Source organism: Rhizobium sp. Root708 (genome assembly GCF_001429725.1).
GTDB lineage: Bacteria > Pseudomonadota > Alphaproteobacteria > Rhizobiales > Rhizobiaceae > Rhizobium.
Genome location: NZ_LMHV01000012.1, coordinates 1 through 19,661, shown reverse-complemented (window position 1 = coordinate 19,661; position 19,661 = coordinate 1). Strand labels below are relative to the sequence as shown.

The 19,661-nt window shown below is 62.3% G+C and carries 17 protein-coding genes and 1 pseudogene; 7 read left to right on the top strand and 11 right to left on the bottom strand.

Features of this window, described 5'->3' with window-relative positions:
• Positions 1-27 precede the first annotated feature (27 nt).
• From ASE04_RS10455 to ASE04_RS10440, 4 genes are all read left to right on the top strand, one after another.
• Complete coding sequence (locus ASE04_RS10455) at positions 28-1,497, top strand: CpaF family protein (RefSeq protein ID WP_056816215.1); 1,470 nt, start codon at positions 28-30, stop codon at positions 1,495-1,497.
• A 4-nt stretch (positions 1,498-1,501) separates the two neighbouring features.
• Entirely contained in the window at positions 1,502-2,509 is a 1,008-nt protein-coding gene (locus ASE04_RS10450; protein WP_056816212.1) for a type II secretion system F family protein, read from the top strand.
• Between the two features lie 13 nt (positions 2,510-2,522).
• Complete coding sequence (locus tag ASE04_RS10445; RefSeq protein WP_056816209.1) at positions 2,523-3,506, top strand: type II secretion system F family protein; 984 nt, start codon at positions 2,523-2,525, stop codon at positions 3,504-3,506.
• Positions 3,507-3,608: 102 nt separating this feature from the next.
• A complete protein-coding gene (locus tag ASE04_RS10440; RefSeq protein ID WP_056816207.1) occupies positions 3,609-4,241 on the top strand; it encodes a LysE family translocator in 633 nt (210 codons plus the stop codon).
• 4 nt (positions 4,242-4,245) lie between these two features.
• Here the strand turns inward: ASE04_RS10440 and ASE04_RS10435 are convergent, their stop codons facing one another.
• Complete coding sequence (locus tag ASE04_RS10435) at positions 4,246-5,070, bottom strand: tetratricopeptide repeat protein (protein WP_056816204.1); 825 nt, start codon at positions 5,068-5,070, stop codon at positions 4,246-4,248.
• Positions 5,071-5,212: 142 nt separating this feature from the next.
• Between ASE04_RS10435 and ASE04_RS10430 the strand changes: the two genes are divergently transcribed.
• The 3 genes from ASE04_RS10430 (at position 5,213) to ASE04_RS10420 (ending at position 7,934) form a co-directional block, all read left to right on the top strand.
• Positions 5,213-6,601 (top strand): leucyl aminopeptidase family protein, encoded by a 1,389-nt coding sequence (locus tag ASE04_RS10430; RefSeq protein ID WP_056816199.1) that lies wholly within the window; start codon positions 5,213-5,215, stop codon positions 6,599-6,601.
• Positions 6,602-6,715: 114 nt separating this feature from the next.
• Positions 6,716-7,066 (top strand): MarR family transcriptional regulator, encoded by a 351-nt coding sequence (locus ASE04_RS10425; protein WP_056816196.1) that lies wholly within the window; start codon positions 6,716-6,718, stop codon positions 7,064-7,066.
• Between the two features lie 10 nt (positions 7,067-7,076).
• Positions 7,077-7,934 carry a C40 family peptidase gene (locus ASE04_RS10420; protein ID WP_056816192.1) on the top strand — a complete coding sequence of 286 codons (858 nt, stop codon included), beginning with the start codon at positions 7,077-7,079 and terminating at the stop codon, positions 7,932-7,934.
• Here the strand turns inward: ASE04_RS10420 and ASE04_RS10415 are convergent.
• The 10 genes and pseudogenes from ASE04_RS10415 to ASE04_RS10375 form a co-directional block, all read right to left on the bottom strand.
• Positions 7,927-9,318, bottom strand: a complete 1,392-nt coding sequence (locus ASE04_RS10415) for an amidase (RefSeq protein WP_056816189.1) — start codon at positions 9,316-9,318, stop codon at positions 7,927-7,929. The two genes, ASE04_RS10420 and ASE04_RS10415, sit on opposite strands and share 8 nt — an antisense overlap.
• Before the next feature lie 28 nt (positions 9,319-9,346).
• Entirely contained in the window at positions 9,347-10,207 is an 861-nt protein-coding gene (locus ASE04_RS10410) for an ABC transporter permease (protein WP_056816186.1), read from the bottom strand.
• A 1-nt stretch (position 10,208) separates the two neighbouring features.
• The gene (locus ASE04_RS10405) at positions 10,209-11,156 is read right to left on the bottom strand and encodes an ABC transporter permease (RefSeq protein ID WP_056816183.1); all 948 of its coding nucleotides are present in this window, start codon (positions 11,154-11,156) and stop codon (positions 10,209-10,211) included.
• 42 nt (positions 11,157-11,198) lie between these two features.
• Positions 11,199-12,728 carry an ABC transporter substrate-binding protein gene (locus ASE04_RS10400; protein ID WP_200960707.1) on the bottom strand — a complete coding sequence of 510 codons (1,530 nt, stop codon included), beginning with the start codon at positions 12,726-12,728 and terminating at the stop codon, positions 11,199-11,201.
• A 145-nt stretch (positions 12,729-12,873) separates the two neighbouring features.
• Positions 12,874-13,788 carry a LysR family transcriptional regulator gene (locus ASE04_RS10395; RefSeq protein ID WP_056816172.1) on the bottom strand — a complete coding sequence of 305 codons (915 nt, stop codon included), beginning with the start codon at positions 13,786-13,788 and terminating at the stop codon, positions 12,874-12,876.
• Between the two features lie 31 nt (positions 13,789-13,819).
• Complete coding sequence (locus tag ASE04_RS10390; RefSeq protein ID WP_056816169.1) at positions 13,820-14,836, bottom strand: P1 family peptidase; 1,017 nt, start codon at positions 14,834-14,836, stop codon at positions 13,820-13,822.
• A gap of 121 nt (positions 14,837-14,957) precedes the next feature.
• Entirely contained in the window at positions 14,958-15,152 is a 195-nt protein-coding gene (locus tag ASE04_RS10385) for a hypothetical protein (RefSeq protein WP_037130987.1), read from the bottom strand.
• Positions 15,153-15,669: 517 nt separating this feature from the next.
• Positions 15,670-18,597, bottom strand: a complete 2,928-nt coding sequence (locus tag ASE04_RS10380) for an aminotransferase (RefSeq protein WP_056816166.1) — start codon at positions 18,595-18,597, stop codon at positions 15,670-15,672.
• 97 nt (positions 18,598-18,694) lie between these two features.
• Positions 18,695-18,938: pseudogene (locus tag ASE04_RS30955) on the bottom strand (formyltransferase family protein); the annotation flags it as partial.
• A 1-nt stretch (position 18,939) separates the two neighbouring features.
• Positions 18,940-19,661 (bottom strand): formyltetrahydrofolate deformylase (locus tag ASE04_RS10375; RefSeq protein ID WP_244490383.1); only part of this gene is annotated, 722 nt, incomplete at both ends.

The following is a 19,661-nucleotide window of genomic DNA, read 5'->3' as shown; positions in this document are numbered from 1 at the left end:
TCAGCCGAGAGCGGATTGGAATAGTTCATGTTCGGAAAACGCGGAAACGAGGGTTTTGGCAAGGCAGGGGGCACAGTCGCGCCCCCCGCGCCTGTTGCGACACCATCGTCCTCGGGGCCGGCAATCCTTGCCGAACCTCAGCGTGAGGCCACACGCCAGCAGGTCGCGCCTCCGCCGATGCAGACGCCGCAGCGCAAGCGCCCTGCCCGCACCGACGAATATTACGATACGAAGGCGCAGGTCTTCTCGGCGCTGATCGATACGATCGATCTTTCCCAGCTCGCCAAGCTCGACGGAGAAAGCGCGCGCGAGGAAATTCGTGATATCGTCAACGATATCATCACAATCAAGAACTTCGCGATGTCGATCTCCGAGCAGGAAGAACTGCTTGAGGACATCTGCAACGACGTTCTCGGCTACGGGCCGCTGGAGCCGCTGCTTGCGCGCGACGACATCGCCGACATCATGGTCAACGGCGCCGGCCAGACCTTCATCGAAGTCGGCGGCAAGACCATCGAGTCCGAGATCCGGTTCCGCGACAATTCGCAGCTGCTCTCGATCTGCCAGCGGATCGTCAGCCAGGTCGGCCGACGCGTCGATGAATCGAGCCCGATCTGCGACGCGCGCCTGCCCGACGGCTCGCGAGTCAACGTCATCGCGCCGCCACTTGCGATCGATGGCCCGGCTCTCACCATCCGTAAGTTCAAGAAGGACAAGCTGACGCTCGAGCAGCTCGTACGCTTCGGTGCAATCACCACGGAAGGCGCGACGCTGCTGCAGATCATCGGCCGCGTCCGCTGCAATGTCGTCATTTCAGGCGGTACGGGTTCCGGCAAGACGACGCTTCTCAACTGCCTGACCAGATACATCGATACCGACGAGCGCGTCATCACCTGCGAAGACACGGCCGAACTGCAGCTGCAGCAGCCGCATGTCGTCCGGCTCGAAACCCGCCCGCCGAACATCGAAGGCGAAGGCGAGATCACGATGCGCGATCTCGTCAAGAACTGCCTGCGTATGCGTCCGGAACGGATCATCGTCGGCGAAGTGCGCGGACCCGAGGTTTTCGACCTGTTGCAGGCGATGAACACCGGCCACGACGGTTCGATGGGAACGATCCACTCGAACTCGCCGCGCGAATGCCTTAGCCGTATCGAATCGATGATCGCGATGGGCGGTTTCACCCTGCCCGCCAAGACGGTGCGCGAGATCATCTCGGGATCGGTCGACGTGATCATTCAGGCCGCCCGTCTTCGCGACGGCTCGCGCCGTATCACGCAGATCACCGAGGTGATCGGCATGGAAGGCGATGTGATCATCACGCAGGATCTCATGCGCTACGAGATCGAAGGCGAAGATGCCGGCGGACGCCTGGTCGGCCGGCACAAGTCGACCGGTATCGGCAAGCCGCATTTCTGGGATCGCGCCCGCTATTTCAACGAGGAGAAGCGCCTCGCGGCCGCGCTCGACGAAATGGAAGAAAAGTCGAAGGATTAGTGAAATGTTCGGTCTCGATCCGACAGTGCTTGCGATCATCCTGCTTGCCGCCGTTTCGGCGGGGGGTGTCTGCTATGCCTTCCTGTTTTCGAGAATGGAGACCGAAAAGAAGGCTGCCAACCGGGTCAGCCGCGTAGCGTCCGCAGACGCCGACCGCGCCAACATCAAGGCGGCCCGCGACCGCGTGCAGGAATTGTCGAAGCGGCGCAAGTCGGTTCAGGACAACCTGAAGGAGCTCGAGAAGCGCCAGCAGGAAAACGCCAAGAAGAAACTGACACTGAAATCCAGGCTAACCCAGGCCGGCCTTACGCTCACGCCCGGCCGTTTCTACATGTTCAGCGCGATCTTCGGCCTCGTCCTGATGTTCGTCGCCTTTCTCGCCGACGCCCCCGTCATGGTCGTGCTCGGCATTCCTGTGGTTGCCGGCCTCGGCCTGCCGCGCTGGATACTCGGCTTCCTCGTCAAGCGTCGCCAGAACAAGTTTCTCGACGAGTTTCCAAACGCGCTCGACGTCATCGTGCGCTCCATCAAGTCGGGCCTCCCGCTCAACGACGCCATCCGCCTGGTTGCCGGCGAAGGCAAGGAGCCTGTGCGAGGCGAATTTCGGCGTGTCGTGGAATCGCAGCAGGTCGGGCTCAGCGTGCCCGATGCCTGCGGCCGCATGGCCAATCACATGCCGCTTCAGGAAGTCAGCTTCTTCGCCATCGTCATCGCCATCCAGTCGCAGGCGGGCGGCAACCTTTCCGAAGCGATCGGAAACCTTGCGAAGGTTCTGCGTGAACGCAAGAAGATGAAGGCGAAAGTCAAGGCACTGTCGATGGAGGCGAAGGCCTCTGCGGTGATCATCGGCGCACTGCCGTTCATCGTGGCGCTGCTCGTTTACATGACGTCGCCAGCATACATGATGATCCTTTTCACGGATCCACGTGGACACCTGATCATGGGCCTTTCGGGCGTGTGGATGTCGATCGGCATCTTCGTCATGCGCAACATGGTCAATTTCGATATCTAGCCGAGGAAGTGCGATGTCATCGGATCTCGCCAGCAGTTTGACCAATCCCTCCATGCTGATCGCCGTGCTTGTCGCGGTCGCAGTGTTCGCAAGCCTCTACACGCTTGCCATTCCCTTCTTCGAGCGTGGCGACCTCGCCAAGCGCATGAAGGAGGTCTCGACCGAGCGCGAACAGATCCGCGCCCGCGAACGCGCCCGCATGAACGCCGAGGCAGGCGGCAAGGCATCGCTACGTACCCAGAACAACCGATCGGTTCGCCAGATCGTCGAACGCTTCAACCTGCGTGAAGCCCTGGTCGACGAAAACACCATGAACAAGCTCCGCGCAGCCGGGTATCGCTCGGAGAATGCGCTGAACACCTTCCTGGTCGCGCGCTTCCTGCTGCCTTTCCTGTTTTTCGGGGTTGCGGTCTTCTGGGTCTTCGGTCTCGATCATCTCGCCGACAAGCCGACACCCGTCCGCTTCCTCGCGACGCTCTGCTTCGCCTATCTCGGCTTCTATGCCCCGAATATCTTCATCTCCAACAAGATGAAAAAGCGACAGCACTCGATCAAGCGCGCATGGCCCGATGCGCTTGATCTCATGCTGATCTGCGTCGAATCCGGTATCTCGATCGAGGCCTCCATGCGGCGCGTCTCGGAAGAACTCGGCGAGGCATCCCCGCCGCTCGCCGAGGAAATGGTGCTGACCACCGCCGAGCTGTCGTTCCTGCCGGACCGCCGCCAGGCGCTCGAAAACCTCGCCATCCGCACGCAGATCCCGATCGTGCAATCGGTTGTGCAGGCGCTGATCCAGGCCGACCGTTACGGTACGCCGGTCTCGCAGGCTCTGCGCGTGCTGGCGCAGGAAGGCCGCGACGAACGGATGAACGAGGCCGAGAAGAAGGCCGCTGCCCTGCCGCCGAAGCTTACGGTGCCGATGATCCTGTTCTTCCTGCCTGTTCTCGTCGCGGTTATTCTCGGACCGGCCGGTATCCAGGTCTCGGACAAGTTCTAGTCGAACGACGCACACGGGTGGCCCGCGCGGACAGACATCGACAAGGGGCGTGAAGTGTGAGACGCACTGACGCTGTCTCGTCGCACTGTCCCGGAGCTGCCGATGTCTTCCGCAAGCATTTTTCTGAGCATCATTGCCGCGTTGTCGATCGGCGCGATGAGCCCTGGTCCGAGCTTCGTCATGGTATCGCGGATCGCCGTGTCCCGCTCGCGCGTGGACGGCCTTGCCGCCGCCTTGGGGATGGGGATCGGTGGCGCTCTCTTCAGTATTCTTGCCCTGGCGGGCCTGACGGCGCTGCTCTCGCAGTTCGAATGGCTCTATATCGGGCTCAAGATCGCCGGCGGAACCTATCTTGCGTGGATCGCACTGAATATCTGGCGCGGCGCGAGCAAGCCGCTCGACATCGGTGAAACGGCGACCCTGAAACCTGCTCCCGGCCGAAGCTTGATGACCGCGCTGCTGACGCAGATCAGCAACCCGAAGACCGTCGTGGTCTACGCCGGCATTTTTGCCGCCCTGCTTCCGAAGACCGTGCCTCTTGGACTGATGCTGGCGCTTCCCGTCGGCGTGTTCGCCGTCGAGGCCGGATGGTATTCGATCGTGGCGCTGGCCTTCTCCGCACACCACCCACGACAGGTCTACCTCGCCACCAAGGCGTGGATCGACCGCACGGCGGGTGCGGTCATGGCAGGGCTGGGATTGGAACTCGTCGTTTCAGGCGTGAGCGGCCGTTGACGCGTCAGTTGGTGCCGGTGCTTTCGCCGGCATCCTTCGACGCGAGCTTCTGCCAGGAATTCCGCTGCGAAAGCATGCCCCTGAGGTAGGCGACGTTCGCCTCGGCCTGCTGCTGCGTGAGTTCGCGCCGTGCGATCTGCTCTGCTTCCGGGAAGCGTCCCTGCAAACCGACGGCAAGCGCCAGATTCTGGCGAACACGACTGTCTGCCGATGGCTGCGCCGCAGCCTGGCGGAGATAGGTTTCGGCCGTGCGCAGGTCGCCTGTCAGGACGTAGGACATGCCGAGATTGGAGAGAATGGACGGTTCGTTCGGCTGGATATTCAGTGCATCGCGATAACGCTGACGCGCTTCGGCCGAACGGCCGAGCTGGTCGAGGATGGCGCCTTCGGCAGATATCAGCCTCCAATCCGGGCGGTCAGGGGTCTGCGCCCGGCCGATCGTGTCGAGCGCCTGCTGCAGCTGGCCGGCGGCCGCCTGGGCCTTGCCGTAAGCCGCCAGAACATTGCGGTCCGCGGGATTGGCGATGGCAACCTGCTGCATGACCGCCAGCGCCTGGGCATCCCTGCCCTGCATACGCAAGAGATTGGCATAATTGACGCCGTTGACCGGATCACGCGGGTTTTTCTCGTAGGCCTGGCCGATCCGATCCGTCGCGGAGCGAACCTCCTGGTCGTTCATCGTCTCGACGGGTTTGCTAAGCTGCGGCACCGAACCGGTCGTCATCCGATCCTTGGTGGTGTTGCAGCCGCTCAGGGCGAGTACGACGAGCACCGCGGCAGTGCCCTGGAAAATGCGGTATTTGAAATGGGTGTAGGCCAAGGCAGGCATCGCGTTTTCCTGAAATCGGATATCGGCGCCGGACCTCAAAGCGAAACAGGGAAAGGCTTTGACGCAATCTTCACTCCAGCAATAATCTGTTAACCCTAACAGACCGTTAAAAAGCGATTCCCGGACGCCCCGAAGGATAATCATGGCCCCCTATCAGTTCATCGAAAGACCGACCCCTTTCAACACCAAAGGTGGCTCGACCTTGCCGATCTTCGCGGTCACGCCTGCCCATATCGAGACGGCAACGATCGATCCGATTGCGCTCGATTGGGCAAAGAAGGCCGGCTACAAGGCGGATAGCGGCTCGCTGCTGCTGATCCCCACGGCCGAAGGTCACCTCGGCGGCGCGCTCTTCGGTCTTGGCACCAATCCGTCGGAGCAACCTTACATCACCGGCACGCTGGCGCGCGCGCTACCCGCCGGAGACTGGCACATCGAAACCGCTCCCCTGACAGCAAACCGCCTGTCTCTCGGTTTCGGCCTCGGCAGCTATCGGTTCGATCGCTATAAATCCGAGAAATCTCCTGCCGCCACGCTGATGATCCCGCGCGACGCCGATGGCGCGGATATCAACCGGCAGCTTGCCGGCGTGTTCCTCGCGCGCGACCTGATCAACATCCCAACCAACGACATGGGCCCGAACGAACTCGAAGCCGCTTTCCGTGGTCTCGCCGCGCACTACAAGGCCGAGATCAACGTGGTCAGCGGCGACGACCTGCGGCAGAATTTCCCGCTCGTCCACACGGTCGGCCGCGCCAGCGCCGATGCGCCGCGACTGCTCGAACTTCGCTGGGGCAAGAAGGGACATCGCAAGATCACCCTCGTCGGCAAGGGCGTCTGCTTCGACACGGGCGGCCTCGATATCAAGCCTGCCGCCTCCATGGCGCTGATGAAGAAGGACATGGGCGGCGCGGCGAACGTCATGGGCCTCGCGCTGATGATCATGGACGCAAAGCTGAAGGTCGATCTGCGGGTGATCGTTCCTGTTGTCGAGAACTCGATCTCGTCGAACGCCTTCCGCCCCGGCGACATCTACCGCAGCCGCAAGGGTCTCACGGTGCAGATCGACAACACCGATGCCGAGGGCCGGTTGATCCTCGCCGATGCACTGTCCTACGCCGACGAAGAATCGCCCGATCTCCTGATCGACATGGCAACCTTGACCGGAGCAGCGCGCGTGGCTCTCGGGCCGGACCTGCCGCCCTTCTTCACCGACGATGCCGATCTCGCCCAGGACCTGATGGAAGCAAGCTTCGAAACGGACGATCCGCTCTGGCGGCTGCCGCTCTATGCGGGCTACGAGAAGGATATCCGCAGCAAGTTCGCTGATATAACGAACGCACCGGCTGGCGGCATGGCGGGCGCGATCACAGCCGCCCTGTTCCTGAAGCGCTTCGTCAGCAACACCAAGAGCTGGGCGCACTTCGACATCTACGGATGGGCCCCTTCCGAGCGGCCGCACTCGCCCGGCGGCGGCGAAGCGCAGGCGATCCGGGCGCTCTACCACCACATTCGCCAGAGCGTGCGATAAGCGGTTCGTTAAAATTTTATTCACCTTGCGGAGCGGCGATGACGCCGCTCCCATTGCACTTGCGCCCCCTCTCTCCGAAAATGGAACGCATGCGTAACGTTTTTCGGGGGGATCGTGCCGATCGAACTCACAGCTTCCCAGGCACTCGGACTTTGGTACGGCGTATCACTCAATCAGGTGCGGATGGATGAGCGCGATTTGACATTGCGCCAGATGGCAATCCTGCTGCATATCTATCTGGTGCCGCCGCCGCACACCGTGCGCGGCCTGGCGGCTGAGCTCAACGTTACCAAACCCGTCATCACCAGAGCGCTTGATACGATGGGGGAACTCGGGCTGGTGGACCGCATCCGCGACGAGCGGGATCGCCGGAATGTCGTGATCAAACGAACGGTCGGCGGCGCGCTCTATCTCGAGAAGCTCGGCGACCGGGTGCGTGAACAGGGTCGGCGCCTTTCGCCGTAAGAGGAATGACATGACTATTCTTGATCGCCGCCTGCATGCCTATCGCCCCGATCTCGCGGAGAGCGGTCTTCGCGGCCAGGTGGACGCCCCGCGTTTCGTGGACGGAACGCCGGCACGCATCGCGGTCCCTGTGGTCGGATTGCGGCCGCGCCCCGACGACGCTATCGGCATCGACACGGAGCTGCTGATGGGCGAGGACGTGACCGTCTTCGACCGCGCCGACGGCTGGTGCTGGATCAAGGCATCGTCGGATGGCTATGTCGGCTATGTGCCCGAAGGCGCGCTTTCCGAACAGGGAGACGCCGCCACGCACATCGTAACCGTGCAGCGGACTTTTCTTTACCGCGAGCCCGAACTGCGAAAGCCTTACAGCTCGATTCTATCGATGGGTAGCCGTGTCCGCATCGTCGGCGAGGCGGAAGCACGCGGCAATCATTACGCAATGCTTGAAGACGGCACGGCGATCTTTGCAAAGCATGTCGCACCTGTCGGCACCGGGCACGGGGACGACTACGTCGATATCGCCACCCGTTTCCTCGAAACGCCCTATCTCTGGGGCGGGCGCTCCGGCCTCGGCATCGACTGTTCGGGCCTCGTTCAGCTGTCGATGCTGATGACGGGACGCGCGGCACCGCGCGACACCGACATGCAGGCAGCAGCGCTCGGCGAACCAATCGACCGGGCCGAGCTGCGACGCGGCGATCTCGTCTTCTGGAAAGGGCATGTCGCCGCCATGGAAGATTCAGAGACCATCATCCACGCCAATGGCCACACCATGACCGTTGCCCGCGAAAACTTCGAAGCGGCCATCAAACGCATCGGCTGGCTCTACGAACAGCCGACCGGATACCGCCGTCCGATCATCTGATCGGCGGCTGCGGCCAGGAGGCAACGCCACCCGTCCACTCTTCGAAGGCCTTCGACAGGCCGAGAACGCGCAGGTCGTCGAAACGCGGCCCGATAATCTGCAGCCCGATCGGCATGCCCGATTTCGAAAAGCCGCAATTGATGGAAGCGGCTGGCTGCTCGGACATGTTCCAGGGCACCGTGAAGCAGATATGCTCGAAAGGCTTGGCCGGATCGTTCGTCGGCGAAGCCCAGTCGGCCGGATAGGAGACGATCGGATTGGTCGGCGAGAGCACGGCATCCACTTCCGAAAACAACCGTCCGCACGATTTGCGCATCTCGATCGTCTGGTTGAAGCCCCTGACCGCCTCGACGCCGCTGATCCCGGCTGCTCCAACAGCCCAGCTATAGATGTAGGGAAGGATACTTTTCCTGCGGCTCTCGTCGAGGGTTTCGATGTCGCCCCAGAAGCGAGCCCGCCAGAACTTATCTAATCCATCGAGCATCGACCGGCTGAGAACCGGCCCAACAGGAACGATCTTCGCCCCCGCCTCTTCGAAGCGGCGCGCGGCCTTTTCGACGGCGACCAGAATTTCATCGTCGACCGGCAGGCCGCAACCGGCGTCCAGCATGAGGCCGATCGTCAGGCCTTCGACATCATCAGGCAACGCTCTCCAATTTAGATCGTTCGGCGGCAGGCTGGTGCCGTCGCGCCAGTCCGGGCGCGAAAGCGTGGCCATCGCCAGCGCCGCATCCTCGACCGTGCGCGTCATCGGCCCGGCGCAGCGGCCGACATAGTAGGGGTCCACCGGTACGCGCCCGTGGCTCGGCTTAAAGCCGAAAATTCCGGTCCATCCTGCGGGAAGACGAACGGAGCCGCCAATATCGGTCCCTATGTGGAGCGGACCGTAACCAGCGGCAGCTGCTGCCGACGCGCCCGCACTCGATCCGCCGGGATTCTGGGTGATGTCCCACGGATTGCGGCTGAGATGATGAAAGCTCGACAGGCCTGAAGACAGCATGCCGTAGTCAGGGCATGTGGTCTTGGCGAAGATGATGGCGCCGTCCTCGCGAAGACGGGCTGCAACCGGGGCATCCTCCATCGCCGCCTTCAATTCGGTCGCCTTCGTCCCAAGCGGGATGGGCTGCCCTTTCGTCGCGATAAGCTCCTTCAAGGTCACCGGTATGCCGTCGAGCACGCCGAGCGTCGCACCGCGCCACCAGCGATCAGTCGAAGCCTCTGCCTGACGGCGTGCGGCGTCGCGATCGAAAGCATAGAGCGCACAGATGGTGGGTTCCCAGCGGTCGATATGCTTTTCCAGCGCAAGCCAGTATTCGAGGGGAGACAGGCTCTTCTCGGCGAAACGGCGTCGCAGTTCGTTGATCGTCAGATCCGTCTCGCTCATCCCGCTCCCCTTCTGTGGTCGCCCGGTGTCATCGGCTTGCTTCCCTCGGATCGAGCAGATCCCGCAAGCCGTCGCCGAGCAGGTTGAAGCCGAGGACGGTCAAGGCAATCGCCAGGCCCGGCAGGATTGCCAGCCAGGGCGCCAGGGCGAGATAGGTCTGCGCATCGGCGAGCATGCGTCCCCAGGTCGGTGCCGGGGGAGCAAGGCCCAGGCCAAGGAAACTGAGCCCGGCCTCGGTCAGGACCGCGAGCCCCAGCTGGATGGTTGCCTGGACGATGATCTGACCGGCAATGTTCGGCAGCACATGGCGAACGGAAATCGCCAGGCGGGTATTGCCGATGGCGCGGGCTGCAAGCACGTAGTCCTGGCTCCAGGCCTGCAACGCACTTGCCAGCGTGACGCGCGCGAAGACCGGAATCAGGAAGGTGGCGATGGCGGCGATGGCGGTAAGGCGTCCCGGCCCAAGAAAGGCACCGAGTATCATCGCCGACAGGATCGGCGGCAGCGCGAAAATGACGTCGCATATCCGCATCAGGATGCTCTCGAACGGGCCACGAAAAGCCGCCGCAGAAATGCCGGCGATCGAGCCGATCGTGCCGCCGATACCAACCGCCAGAACGGCAATCGACAGGGAATTCCAGCAACCGACCATCAGCATCGAAAGAACATCGCGACCGAACTGATCGGTGCCAAGCAATCCGAACGACAGTGGCGGCTGGAGCTTGTGAATGATCTGCATCTTGGCAGGCGGCAGCGGCGTCCACAGTAACGAGACGACGGCGACCAGCACAAGGCACGCAACGATCGCTGCACCTGCCATAAGGTTGGTTCGCCGGCTCAATCTCCTGCGGCGGCTGGTGAACGCTTCGGCCCAGGCAATCGGCGCCATCTCAGAGCCCCTTTCGCAGCCGCGGATCGATCGCCAGATAGGACAGATCAACGAGGAAGTTCATGATGATGACCAGTGCCGCAAAAAACAGGACGACATCCTGCATGACGACGATGTCGCGCTGCGACAGCGCCTGATAGGCGAGACGGCCGAGGCCGGGAAGGTTGAAGACATTCTCGACCAGCACCGCGCCGGCGACGAGAAAGGTGAACTGCAGCCCAAGGATCGTGAAGATCGGCACCAGCGCATTCGGCACGGAATGCCGCCACAGGACCTTGCGAGCAGACAGCCCCTTTGCCAACGCGGTGCGTGTGAAATCCTCGTGGAGGGTCTCCAGCACAGCGGAGCGCGTCACCCGCGTCAGCACGGCCGCCTGCGGCAATGCGAGCGCCATCGCCGGCATCAACAGCGCACGCAACGCCGGCCAGACACCGCTGCTCCATCCCGGAAAACCGCCAGCGGGCATGAGGCCGAGCGTTGTCGAAAACAGGATGATGAGGAGAAGAGCCATCCAGAAGGCCGGAACCGCGATGCCAAGCTGCGAGAAGACCGAAGCGATCACGTCGGCAACACCGCCGCGCCGGGATGCAGCGGCAACGCCGAGCGGAATGGCGATCAGCATCGACAGGACGATTGCCAGCAGCGCAAGCGGCAGCGTGACCGCAAGCCGCTCGACGAGCAATCCCGCAACCGGCACGCCGTAAGTGTAGGACTGCCCGAGGTTGCCCATGAAGACCCCCGCCAGCCAGCGGCCGTATCGCAGGATCAACGGCTGATCCAGGCCGAGGTCGTGGCGAAGCGCCGCCAGTGTTTCCGGCGATGCCGACGTGCCGAGCATGATCGACGCGGGATCACCCGGCAGAAGATCCATCACCGCGAAAATCAGCAGCGAGACGACGAGGAGCGTCACGAGAAGGCCCGCGAGACGGCGCGACACCAGCGCTAACATGCAAGGCTCCCTGCCGCTTCCCGCCTCATCCTAACTCCACGATCACTCTTCCCAGGAAACGCCGCTCAGCACGTTCGACGGGATCGGCTCGTTTTCCCACAAGCCTTTCAGCTTCCGGTCCCAGACGCCGAGCTTGGGCATGACGAAAAGATAGAGCGCTGGAACATCCTCCGCCAGGATGGTCTGGGCCTCGCCGTAGAGCTTTGCCTGCACCGCCGGATCGGTTGTTTCCTGAACCTTCTTCATCAGGCCGCTAAAAGCTGGATTCTTGTAGTTGAAGTAGTAGGGATCGCGCGCATAGATGTCGATGTCCATCGGCTCGGCATGGGCGACGATGGTCATCTCGTAGTTGCGGTCCTTCATCACATCCTGGACCCACTTGGCAGGAAACTCCGTGGGCTCGATGTTCATAGTCACGCCGATCTCGGCCAGCATCGCCTGCATGACCTGGGCGCTACGGGGCGCATAGGCCATTTGCGGAGACTTGATCGTGAAGGTAAAGCCATCTGGATAGCCGGCTTCCGCCAACAGGGCCTTGGCCTTTTCCGGATCATAGGGCAGCTTGCCGGTGAGGTCGATATAGCCAGGGTCATTGGGCGTGTAGTGGCTACCGATCGGTGTCCCAAGGCCGGACCAAGCACCATCGACGATCGTCTTGCGGTCGATCGCCATCATCAGCGCCTGGCGCACACGCTTGTCGCTGAAGGGCTTGGCTGCATTGTTCATGCCAGCAACGACCTTCAGCTCGGTGTTGCCGATCTTCGTGACGAGCTTGGCGTCGTCGCTGAAGGAGTTCATCAGTTCCGGCGCACCGAATTCGGGGATCGCGTCCACGTCACCGGATCTCAATGCCGCGGCCTGCGCCTGGGGATCGGCGATGAAGCGGAACGTCACCTTGTCGAGCTTCGGCGATACCGCCTTGTTCCAATAGGTCGGGTTCTTCTCGAGTTCGACCTTGTCGCCCTTGGCCCAGTTGACGAACTTGAACGGCCCGGTGCCAACAGGTTTCGTCTTGTCCTCGGCTGCCGAATTCGGCGCGACCATTACCGATGCCGGCCAGCCAAGCCAGTAGAGAAGGCTGCCCGTCGGCTCGGAGAGATGCAGGATCAATGTTTCCGCATCGGGCGTATCGATCGATGCGATGGATGCGAAGAAGCGCTTCTGCGGATTGACCGAGTCGGCACCACGCGCGCGTTCGAGGGCGAATTTCGCCGCAGCCGAATCGAAGGCTTCACCGTCGTGAAACGACACGCCGGTCTGAAGCTTGAACGTGTAGGTCAGGCCATCCGGCGAGATCTCCCAGCTCGTGGCGAGCTGCGGCTGAACCTTGCCGCTTTCGTCGATGCTCACCAAACCCTCGAAGACGTTCTGCCAGGTTACCTGACCGATCGCCACCGGCGCCGCGATCGTCGGATCAAGGCCTGTCGGCTCGATCGTCATGCCAAGGCTCAGCGTCGTCTTTGCGGCTTCGGCGGGGGTCAGGCCGAGGAAGCCTGTTGCCAAGCCGAAGGCAGTCGCCAAAGAGATGTGCCGAACAAGACGCGCAGAAAGCGCGCATGAAACCTTGACCATCATGTTCCCCTGTCTCGCGCTGCTCGGCAGCCGGACTTTGCGGTAAGAGTGACATCGACACCGTGCACACACAACGTCGTTATTGTGTGCTCAGTGTTGCGGAAACAGCTACACCGGAATTTAGTCTTTCACGCAAGGCATAAGATCAGCTCTTGCGTTCACCACCTTGGCGTTCCCGCATGAAGCGCTCGATGAAGTCGAGGAGCTTCGTCGCCGCGAAAGACAGCTGACGGTCAGGGGCGACGCATAGATCGACATGCGTTCGAATGGCGCTTCTTGCGGCAAGCGGTACCGCCACCAACTGCCCGGCTTCGATCTCGCGCCGCACGGTCAGCGCCGGCAGCAGGGTTACGGCCGCACCGCTGAGGACGAGTTCCTTCAGCATCTCCAGGGAACTGGTGACGAAGACCGGCTCGGGAGACAGGCCCGCCTTTTCCAGCAATGCATCGAGCGCCTGCCGAAATCCGAAAGACTGATCCGGCAGCGCCAATGCATAGTCGGCTATATCCTTGAGTTGCACTTCTTCCCTGTCGGCCGCAGCGTGCCGGGGAGAGACGATGAGGTCATAATGGATTTCGGAGCGGAGCCGGACCTTGGTGCCGGAGACCGGCGGCGCGAACAGGATCATCGCGATATCGGCCTCGGCCGCATTGACCGCCTCCACCGCTTGCCGGGCACTTGCTATCGTCACCTCGAACCGAAGCTTCGGGTATTTCAGGCTGAACTCCGCCAGCGCCGGCGCCAGCAGGTTTGCGACGGTCGCGCCGTTCGCGTAGATGCTGACGCGCCCCCGCTGCAGGCCCTTCAGATCCTCGATCAGCTGCCCGACATGATCGAGCTCCCGCAAGGTGCGACCGGCGCGAGCGGCGAGCAGCTCGCCTGCCGCGGTCAGCTTGACGCCGCGCGCGCTGCGCTCGACCAGCGGTGCGCCGAAGTGATACTCGAGATTCTCGATCTGCCGGCTGATCGCCGTCGGTGCCACATTCAGATTCTCGGCCGCCTGGCGCATGGAATTCGTGCGCACCAGCTCGTCGAAATACATCAGGGCCCGAATCTGCATCTCACTGTCTCCGCCAGCAGGCAATTCCGCCTTACTTAGGCGATCCCTGACGATTGCGATAGCGTCTGCTCCAGGCTTCCTGTGCGCCCGTGACCGGAAGAGGCGTTGCCTCATACACGCCGCGCGCTATTGCCCGAGCCATGACCAGGGTGGCGAGATGGCAGAGCTCGAGGAAGTCAGCCATACCCTGACACGGCCGAGCGCCCGTCGATGCGGCGAAGACCGTGTCTCCATCGAGCGGAAGATGCGCCGGCAACAGGGCACGCGCGAGCCCGTCATGCGCCATGATCGCTAGTCGATGCGCCTCGGCCTTGGTGATGGCCGCATCAGTGACGATCGCGCCAATTGTCGTCGCGGTCGTGTTCATGCCCTTGAGACGCATCGCGACATCGCCCTCTTCGATCGAAGAGGGATAACCCAAGCCGCCGAACTCGCCGTTTCGCTCGAATGGAGCCGCCCAGAAATGCGGGCCGTTGCCGACAGTGGCGGAACCGAGCGCATTGACGGCGACGATCGCAGCGACGCGAAGCCCGCTGCTCGTTTCGGCACTCGCCGAGCCAAGACCGCCCTTGAAGGTCGCCGTCGTCGCTCCCGTCCCGGCACCCATCGTTCCGAGCGCGAAAGCTCCCGGTGTGGCAGCGCGAAACGCGTCGTAGCCCATCTCCCTATATGGCGAATGCGTGCCCCAGTCCTTGTCGCCGCCATTCAGCAAATCCATCAGAATTGCCTGCGGCACGATCGGCACGCGCACGTTGCCGACCGGAAATCCCCTGCCCGCCTCGCGCAAGCCCGCCTGCACGCCGCCGGCGGCATCTAGGCCGAATGCGGAGCCCCCTGACAGCACGAAGGCATCGACCTCGCCGACGGTCATGGAGGGATCAAGGAGCGCGGTATCTCGGCCGCCCGGTGCGCCACCAAGCACCACGCCAGAGGCCACCGCAGGCTTGTCGAAGACGATTGCGGTTACGCCCGAACCGAGGCGCAGATCGGTCGCGTGGCCGACGGAAACACCCTCGATATCTGTCAGAAGATTGGGCACGCGCAGCATCCTTCATATGGCCGGAGCGCGCGATAGGAGCCCAAGGGGCCTGAAAACACAAGACCGGCCCTGCATCTGCGGGACCGGTCTTTAAATCTCGAAACTCTTAAGAGTAGTGCAGGCCTGGTTCTCAGGCATGCAGCGGTTTTGGATGGCGGCGCGTCATCAGATCGTGGATGGCAAGCTTCACCTCGGCAGGCGAGCTGAAATGCTGTTCGTCCAGATCGTGCACGTGAAACTTCACGGCGATAAACTTGAGCCGGTTCTCATCCGGGATGACGATGCCGACGGGAACGCCCGCATACTCGATAACTTCTTTTTTCATGCATAGAACTCCTGCCGCGCTGAATGCGTCGGCGATGGCGAATTGACTGTCTTGAACCGTTGAGGGGGACTTAGGTCACATTCGACAGTTCGGGCGGGAGAGGGCGCCCGGACGGTCATTTCCAAGCACGCAACGCCCCGGAAGCGCGGCAAGAATATCGATTTCCATCATGTCTCGTTCCTTTCGTTTGGCGTTGTGCTTGCGGTTGGCCCCAGCGTGCCGGGACCGGCGATGACTGTCTTCTTTAATCTACATTATTAGTAGACAATACCGGACAGTCTGTCGGAAACATATTCCGAAACGTGTCAAAATGTCGGCGATTGGGAAAAAATCATTCCGCCACACCTGAACTGACTAGAAGACGTGTACCATGTCTTTATGCAATTCGTGTGACGACAGACACTTCCGTCGCTCGCAGCCAGACATAAGAACAGCGTCCGATTCCGGCAATGGGGTATTTGATTAAAAATCGGAAAGACTCAGAATGACCTAAATGGTTAACGCAGCGCGGCAAGCATCAGAACCCCTCCGACAGAGCGGTTTCCAGCGTGTCCACGAAGAAATCGGCGCTTTCCATCGACAGGCAAAGCGGCGGCTTGATCTTCAACACATTCAGGTGATCGCCGGTCGGCTGCATGATGACGCCAAGATCGAGCAGGCGAGCGCATATCGCCGCCGTCTCGCGGGTGGCCGGTTCGAGAGTTTCGCGGTCGCGAACGAATTCGACGCCGAGATAAAGTCCCATGCCGTGAACCGCGCCGATCAGGTGATGGCGGTCGATCAAGGCCGCCAAGCGGCTCTTCAGATGGTCGCCCACCTCGCGCGCGTTCCGCTGCAATTCCTCGTCAGCCATGATGTCGAGGACCGTCATGCCAACCACGGAGCTCACAGGGCTGCCGCCCGTCGACGAGAAGAAATAACCTTCCTTCTCGAGCGAATCGGCAATGGCGCGCGTCGTGATCACCGCGCCCAGCGGATGGCCGCTTCCCATGCCCTTAGCGATGGTAATGATGTCGGGCACGACGCCCTGCTGCTCGAAGCCCCAGAAGTGGTGGCCCAACCGGCCGTAGCCAACCTGGACCTCGTCGGCGATGCACACCCCTCCCCGCGCCCTTATCTGCGCGTAGACCGCTGCGAGATAGCCATCCGGGAGCGCGATGCCGCCGGCATTGCCGTAAACCGGCTCGGCGATGAAGCCGGCCAGTCCCTCGCCCCTCGACTCGATGTCTCCCAGGGTGTCCAGGACGTCCAGAAGGTAGTCGCCGGTCGTATCGGGACCGCGAAACGCGCCGCGATAGGTGTTTGGCGAAGCTATCGGGTGGACCCAGGCGGGCCTCGTCGTCAGCGCCTGCGGGTTGTCGGCGATCGACGTCGAGACGGCGTCGCTCGCCACCGACCAGCCGTGATAGGCCTCGAGAAGGCACAGCATATTGCGGGCGCCGGTATGTGCCCATGCGAGCCGAAGCGCCAGATCGTTGGCCTCCGAACCGCTGTTGACGAGAAAGACTGTATCCAAACCCTCCGGTGCCAGCGATGCCAGTCGTTCGGAAAAATCCGCGACGGCAGCGTAGTGGAAGCGTGAATTGGTGTTCAACCTCAGCCACTGATCACCGACTGCCTCCGCGAGCCGAGGATGCCCGTGGCCGAGGATGCTGACGTTGTTGACCATATCGAGATAGGCGCGGCCTTCGACATCGAACATGTGCTCGCGCCAGCCGCGCTCCATCTCGGGCGGCGTCGCATAATAGTGCTTCTGCGTGCTTGCGAAATGCGCCTGGCGCTTGGCGAGAAGACTTGAGGCGGCCGGTTTCGGCGCTTCGGCACCTTCACCCAGCAGCGCAGCCGGAGAAGGGCAAAGCGCGGCCCAGGCAAATGCCTCGGACGGCGTACAGAACAGCGGTACGTCGGTTCCCTGAAGGGTCGAGAGCTGAACCCGGAGCCCTCCGAGCGAGGAGGCCTCACCGGAGACGGCGCCAATCACATCGCCGGCCTCGACCGTGCTTCCAGCCTCGACCGCGAGCTCCAGGCCATCGAGGTGCAGGGAGATCCCCTCGCCGGCCAGGATCAGGTGGTGATTCTGCCAGTCGATATTGCCGGCAAACGGCGCGGCGACTGCCACGCCGGCAGGAAGGCAGATATCCGAGTGCAATGCATAGGTGGCGGGTGATTTCTCCGCGAGGAGACCGGAGCGCGAAAGCCGGTATTCACCGTAACGCGTTGCAGCAGCGCCGGCATTCGCCGCGGCGCGGGCCAGGATGCGCCAGTCCATATCCGTTTGCATCCAGTTGCCCGCGGCAAAGTGGGGGCTCTGGACACCGAGGTCAACATACTCGATCTGAGCAATATCGAGATCAGGCAGGAGCGGCCGCCAATCGGCGGTGGAGACTGTGGTCGGCTCCGTGCCCGCCGCCTTCAAAACGGCGGCTTCCATGAGATCGAACGGCCGTGATGTCGCCGTATCCAGTATGCGCCGCTCCAGTTCGAGGTTGGTGCGGACGTAATCATTGTCGGGATCGATCGAAATCTGCTGTTCGCTGCTGGCGACCAGGATGACGGCGCGCGCCACCACCAGCGGCCAAAGGGCCCTCAATTCCTCGATCTTGAGCGGATAGACTTCCTGATATGCGCTGACCGCAGGCAACACATTCAGGGGATTTCCGTTGGCCTGATGGAGCAACGACGCGCAGGTGACTGCAAGGTCGCCGACCAGCCAACCGCGAATGATGTCGCCGAAATCGATCACGCCATCCGGGATCGGCCGCCCCTGTTCGTCGCGATGGCAGACGACGTTATCGCCGGTCACGTCGTGATGCACGGCCTGCAGGCGAAGCGCCGGGGCAAAGGGCTGTATGCGGCGTACGGCCGAAACCATCGTCTTGGCGATCCGGTCCCGTGCGGCGCCGTCCGTTATCGCGGACAAAAGCTGGACCGCGACCGGGCCGGCCCGGCGCAGATCCCATTGCAGATTGCGATCAAGGCCGGGATGGTTGAAGTCCGCGAGCGATCTTGCAAGCCGTGCGCAGACCGCGCCGAGCGCGGCGATCGATGTTTCCGGCAGATGGTTGTGACCGGTCAGGCCTTCGCCATCCAGATACTCGAGCAGCCGAACCTGGAACGTCTGCTCGCGCACGGTAACGGCAACGATATCCTGGCCGTCGGCCGAAGGCACGACCTGGGGAACGCGCGGTGCGCCCGCCTGGTCTGCGATGTGCCGGATCGCTGCGTTCTGCGCCTCGAGCTCCAGTGTCTCGTAGGCCATATGGCAAATCTTGAGGACATAACGGCGGTCATCGGTCTCGACCCGATAATTCCGATCCTGCTGGCTTCCAAGTTCGGTGATGACGCCCGAAATTCCGTACCGCGACAGGAGAATATCCGACGCGTCCGCGGCCGATACATCAGGACGCGGAAGCTCAAGACGCCGAGCAAGCGTTTCATCAGTCATGCAATCCCCCGCGCGATTCGATTCGCAACGATAAGCAGATAATCAAATGCTTACCATCGGCAAGATCGAATGCCCGCGGGAGAGGTGCCTGTCCGGCTTAGCCCATCCGCTCGGATGCATAGCTTCCCGGGCTTGCCGGGAAGACGACGGTGCGGTTGCCGTTCAGGAAGGCGCGGCGGTGGATATGGGCRTGGATGGCGCGCGCCARCACCTGGCTTTCGACATCGCGGCCGATCGAGACRTAGTCGTCGGCGCTCTGCGCATGCGTGATGCGGGCCGTGTCCTGCTCGATGATCGGACCTTCGTCGAGGTCGGCGGTGACATAGTGTGCCGTCGCGCCGNTAGTCGTCGGCGCTCTGCGCATGCGTGATGCGGGCCGTGTCCTGCTCGATGATCGGACCTTCGTCGAGGTCGGCGGTGACATAGTGTGCCGTCGCGCCGATCAGCTTCACGCCGCGCTCGTAGGCCTGCTTGTAGGGGTTGGCACCCTTGAAGCTCGGCAGGAACGAGTGATGGATGTTGATGATCCGGCCGGACATCTTGCGGCACATCGCATCCGACAGCACCTGCATGTAGCGGGCCAGAACCACCAGCTCCGTTCCGGTCTGGTCGACGAGATCGAGCAGCTGCGCTTCCGCCTGCGGCTTGTTCTCCTTCGTCACCTTGATGTGGTAAAAGGGAATGTCGTGATTGACGACCACCTTCTGGTAATCGAAATGGTTGGAGACGACGCCGACGATCTCGATCGGCAGTGCGCCGATCTTCCAGCGGTAGAGCAGGTCGTTGAGGCAGTGGCCGAAGCGCGAGACCATCAGCAGCACCTTCATGCGCTGATCGCCGTCGTAGATTTCGGCATCCATGCCGAACTTCTCCGCCACAGGCGCRAAGCCTTCCTTCAGCGCCGGCAGCGCCACGCCTTCTTCGGAGATGAAGCTGACGCGGGTGAAGAACCTGCCGGTGCTCAGATCGTCGAACTGCGAGGAATCGGTGATGTTGCAGCCCTGGTCGGCCAGATAGTTCGAAATCGCCGCAACAATCCCGCGCGTCGATGGGCAGGTTACCGT

Bases quoted from the DNA above. Each gene is read 5' to 3' on its own strand.
- ASE04_RS10445 (WP_056816209.1), top strand. From the start codon at position 2,523: ATGTCATCGGATCTCGCCAGCAGTTTGACCAATCCCTCCATGCTGATC.
- ASE04_RS10380 (WP_056816166.1), bottom strand. From the start codon at position 18,597: ATGACTGATGAAACGCTTGCTCGGCGTCTTGAGCTTCCGCGTCCTGAT.
- ASE04_RS10450 (WP_056816212.1), top strand. From the start codon at position 1,502: ATGTTCGGTCTCGATCCGACAGTGCTTGCGATCATCCTGCTTGCCGCC.
- ASE04_RS10455 (WP_056816215.1), top strand. From the start codon at position 28: ATGTTCGGAAAACGCGGAAACGAGGGTTTTGGCAAGGCAGGGGGCACA.
- ASE04_RS10410 (WP_056816186.1), bottom strand. From the start codon at position 10,207: ATGGCGCCGATTGCCTGGGCCGAAGCGTTCACCAGCCGCCGCAGGAGA.
- ASE04_RS10420 (WP_056816192.1), top strand. From the start codon at position 7,077: ATGACTATTCTTGATCGCCGCCTGCATGCCTATCGCCCCGATCTCGCG.
- ASE04_RS10440 (WP_056816207.1), top strand. From the start codon at position 3,609: ATGTCTTCCGCAAGCATTTTTCTGAGCATCATTGCCGCGTTGTCGATC.
- ASE04_RS10415 (WP_056816189.1), bottom strand. From the start codon at position 9,318: ATGAGCGAGACGGATCTGACGATCAACGAACTGCGACGCCGTTTCGCC.
- ASE04_RS10405 (WP_056816183.1), bottom strand. From the start codon at position 11,156: ATGTTAGCGCTGGTGTCGCGCCGTCTCGCGGGCCTTCTCGTGACGCTC.
- ASE04_RS10430 (WP_056816199.1), top strand. From the start codon at position 5,213: ATGGCCCCCTATCAGTTCATCGAAAGACCGACCCCTTTCAACACCAAA.
- ASE04_RS10400 (WP_200960707.1), bottom strand. From the start codon at position 12,728: ATGGTCAAGGTTTCATGCGCGCTTTCTGCGCGTCTTGTTCGGCACATC.
- ASE04_RS10390 (WP_056816169.1), bottom strand. From the start codon at position 14,836: ATGCTGCGCGTGCCCAATCTTCTGACAGATATCGAGGGTGTTTCCGTC.
- ASE04_RS10395 (WP_056816172.1), bottom strand. From the start codon at position 13,788: ATGCAGATTCGGGCCCTGATGTATTTCGACGAGCTGGTGCGCACGAAT.
- ASE04_RS10435 (WP_056816204.1), bottom strand. From the start codon at position 5,070: ATGCCTGCCTTGGCCTACACCCATTTCAAATACCGCATTTTCCAGGGC.
- ASE04_RS10385 (WP_037130987.1), bottom strand. From the start codon at position 15,152: ATGAAAAAAGAAGTTATCGAGTATGCGGGCGTTCCCGTCGGCATCGTC.